This window comes from Micromonospora acroterricola (assembly GCF_003172955.1).
GTDB lineage: Bacteria > Actinomycetota > Actinomycetes > Mycobacteriales > Micromonosporaceae > Micromonospora > Micromonospora acroterricola.
On record NZ_QGKR01000117.1, the window covers coordinates 1 to 3,438 of the forward strand.

Consider the following 3,438-nt stretch of genomic DNA (forward strand, 5'->3'; position numbering starts at 1 on the left):
GGCGGCCGCTGCTGGCCACCCTGGATGCCGAACGGGTTGTTACCGGCGCCGCGCGCCGGCGGGCGAGTGCCCGGCCGGGCACCAGGACCCGGGGCCGGCGTGCTCGGACGAGCTGCCGGCGAACCGGGACGGGGCGGCATCGCCGCGGGACCCGGCCGGGGGCCGGGTCGGTTGCCGTCGGCCGGAGGCTCCCGGCGGACGTTGTCCCGCTGCTGCTGGCGGGCGGCCTGCGCGGCCTTGACCGCGGCCTCCTGCTCAGCCTTCAGCGCGGCGGCACGCGCCTCCGCGGCCGCCACCTCGATGTCGTGGGCACTCGCCGGCTTGGCCACCGGGGCCGGGGCCGGAGCCGCCGACTGCGGCGCACCAGGCACCGGACCCTTCGGCTTCGGACCGGGTGCCGGCGCGGCCGGCCGCCGAGGCGGCATCGGCCTGGCCGAGACCCGGGGCGCGCCCGGGGTCGTGGACGGCGTCGGGGTCGAAGCCGCCGCCGGCGCGGGCGCCGACGGGGCGGCCGGTGCCGGAGCACCGGCGGACGCGACGAATGCGTTACGCAGCCGTCGGGCGACGGGCGCCTCGACGGTGCTGGACGCGGACTTCACGAACTCGCCCATTTCCTTCAGCTTGGCGAGAACGGTCTTACTCTCGACCCCGAGCTCTTTTGCAAGCTCGTGAACGCGGGCCTTGCCTGCCACTGCACTCCTCACTCCGAGGTCGTGCGGGCAGCACCCGCAGCGACCTCACTCGTGCACTTGAAGCCTGGTCATTTCAGGGACTTCATCGTGTGCTCATGTCGGTCGTCCTACCCTGCTAGCGACCCTCGCCCGGTCGGGCTGACCGGACGTAGTGGTTGGCGCATCGACGTGCTCCGCCAGCACACCGTGGTCAAGGACCTCGGTGATGCGCAGCGCACGCCCGAAGGCGCGGCGCCGCACCGCCAGCGCGAAGCAGGCCGGATCCGGGTGCATGTTCGCTCCCCGACCCGGCAGCCTGCGGAGCGGATCAGGCCGGAGGCTGTGACCAGCCTCGTCGCTGACCGCGACAATCCGCAGCAATTCGCTGGCCGGCGCACGTTGCCGGCAACCCACACAGGTGCGCTCCGGCTGCGCGCGTCGTACCACTGGAGGAAGTCTACCCCTAGCTGCCCGAGATCGCGCCGCCCGGCTCCGGCACGTGATCAGCCGCGCCCCGAACCGCCGGGGACGCCTGCTCCGCATCGGAGCGGATGTCGATCCGCCAACCGGTCAACCGGGCCGCAAGTCGGGCATTCTGCCCCTCCCGCCCGATGGCGAGGGAGAGCTGGAAGTCCGGAACGGTCACCCGGGCGGCCCGGGCCGCCAGGTCGACCACCTCGACCCGCAGCGCCTTGGCCGGCGACAACGCGTTGCCGACGAAGGTGGCCGGGTCGTCCGACCAGTCGATGATGTCGATCTTCTCACCGTGCAGCTCGCTCATCACCGCGCGCACCCGCTGGCCCATCGGGCCGATGCAGGCGCCCTTGGCGTTCACCCCGGGGGTGGTGGAGCGTACGGCGATCTTCGTACGGTGACCTGCCTCACGGGCGATCGCGCCGATCTCCACCGTGCCGTCGGCGATCTCCGGCACCTCCAGCGCGAACAGCTTCTTGACCAGCGCCGGGTGCGACCGGGACAGGGTGATCTGCGGCCCGCGCATGCCCTTGGCCACGTGCACCACCACGCAGCGGATCCGCTCGCCGTGGGCGTACCGCTCGCCGGGCACCTGCTCGGACTGCGGCAGCACGCCCTCGAGCTTGCCGAGGTCGACGCTGACGATGCCCTTCTCGGTCCGAATCTCGTGCGCCTGCACCACGCCGGTGACCAGGTCGCCCTCACGGCCGACGTACTCGCCGAAGTGCACCTCGTCGGTGGCCTCCCGCAGTCGCTGGAGGATCACCTGCTTGGCGGTCATGGCGGCGATCCGGCCGAAGTCGTGCGGAGTGTCGTCCCACTCCCGCACGAGCGTGCCGTCCTCGTCCATCTCCTGGGCGTACACCAGGGCGGCGCCCGACTTGCGGTCGATCTCCACCCGGGCGTGCGGCTCGGCGCCGTCGGTGTGCCGGTATGCGGTCAGCAACGCGGTCTCGATCGCCGCGAGAATCGTGTCGAACGGGATCTCCCGCTCGCGCTCGAGTGCGCGCAGCGCCGCGAGGTCGATGTTCACCTCTCCTCGTCCTCCACATCATCTTCGTCGTCGATGTCGTCTGAATCGTCGAACTCGTCGGTCTCGTCCGCGTCGTCGGGCTCGTCCGGCTCGCCCAGCTCCGCGAGCCTGGTGAACTCGACCTGCACCCGGCCCGGGCCCAGCTGGGCGTACGGGAGGGAGGCGCGGCCGTCGTCGGTCTCCAGCTGCACGCCCTCGTCGTCGGCGGCGACGACCCGGCCGGTCAGCTGGCGGTCCCCGCCGGGCTGCTCGCCGCGCTGGCCGGGCAGTCCGGCCGCGCCCCGGGCGGTGACCTTGACCAGCCGGCCCACGTTGCGTCGCCAGTGGCGGGGCAGGGTGAGCGGCCGGTCGACGCCCGGCGAGCTGACCTCCAGCTGGTACTCGCCCGCGACGATGTCGCCACCGGCCTCCTCGGCGGCGTCCAGCGCGGCCGAGACCGCCCGGGAGACGTCCGCGACGGCGTCCAGGTCGATCCCGCCGTCGGCGTCCACGATCACCCGCACCACGTGCCGGCGGCCCGCCCGGGAGACCGACAGGTCCTCCAGGTCGTAGCCCACGCCGTTGACCACCGGCTCGATCACGGCCCGCAACCGGGTACGCCGGGCGGCGAGATCACCGCCGCGGGGACCCGCACCGTCGCGGGGTCTGCCTGTCGACCTGGTGGCACGGCCACGCTGCGTCATCTCCGCACCCTTTCCCTGGTCGACGGCGACGGTCCTCCCGCCATGCCGGCACGCCACCGGAGCGGACGCGCCGGAGGCTGCGCAGAGCGTAACGCGCCAGCCCGCCGGCGGACCGGGCGGCGCACCGACGACGGTGGCCCCCGGAGCGGCGCGGATGGTGTTGACTTGCCCGGTGGGGATCGGCAGAACGACACAGCGCGACCATGCATCCGGACATTCGCGGCGAAAGCTCCTGCGCGCCGGGGTGCTGCTGGCGCTCGGCGGCGCCGCGGCGCCGCTGACCGGCTGTGATCTTTTCGACCGCGACGACGAGCCGGCGCCGCCACCGGACCCGCTGCGGCCGATGGTGGACGAGTCGCTCGTGCTGGCCGCGGCACACCGGGCGAGCGCGGCGGCGTTCCCGGAGCTGGCCGCGCGGCTCGGGCCGATCGCCGAGGCGCACATCGCGCACGCCACCGAGCTGGCCCGGGTGATCGGGGTCCCGCTGCCGTCGGCGCCCGCCCCCACCACCGCCCCGGTGACCGGCCAGGCCGGCGCCCTGGCCGCCCTGCGGGCGCTGGAGAAGACCGGCCAGGGC

Annotated in this window: 5 protein-coding genes; 1 reads left to right on the forward strand and 4 read right to left on the reverse strand. The window is 73.9% G+C overall.

Annotated features, from left to right (window positions below; genetic code table 11):
• The 4 genes from DKT68_RS04100 to rimP form a co-directional block, all read right to left on the reverse strand.
• Positions 1–692: translation initiation factor IF-2 N-terminal domain-containing protein (locus DKT68_RS04100; RefSeq protein ID WP_201748892.1), on the reverse strand; the 692-nt coding region annotated here is incomplete at its 3' end.
• A 93-nt stretch (positions 693–785) separates the two neighbouring features.
• Positions 786–1,118 carry a YlxR family protein gene (locus DKT68_RS04105; protein ID WP_109816099.1) on the reverse strand — a complete coding sequence of 111 codons (333 nt, stop codon included), beginning with the start codon at positions 1,116–1,118 and terminating at the stop codon, positions 786–788.
• A gap of 16 nt (positions 1,119–1,134) precedes the next feature.
• Positions 1,135–2,178, reverse strand: a complete 1,044-nt coding sequence (nusA, locus tag DKT68_RS04110; RefSeq protein ID WP_109816100.1) for a transcription termination factor NusA — start codon at positions 2,176–2,178, stop codon at positions 1,135–1,137.
• A complete protein-coding gene (gene rimP, locus DKT68_RS04115; protein WP_109816101.1) occupies positions 2,175–2,861 on the reverse strand; it encodes a ribosome maturation factor RimP in 687 nt (228 codons plus the stop codon). Before rimP ends, nusA begins: the two co-directional genes overlap by 4 nt.
• 172 nt (positions 2,862–3,033) lie before the next feature.
• Between rimP and DKT68_RS04120 the strand changes: the two genes are divergently transcribed.
• The coding region (locus DKT68_RS04120; RefSeq protein ID WP_201748893.1) for a hypothetical protein at positions 3,034–3,438 on the forward strand (405 nt) is incomplete at its 3' end.

Bases quoted from the DNA above. Each gene is read 5' to 3' on its own strand.
- rimP (WP_109816101.1), bottom strand. From the start codon at position 2,861: ATGACGCAGCGTGGCCGTGCCACCAGGTCGACAGGCAGACCCCGCGAC.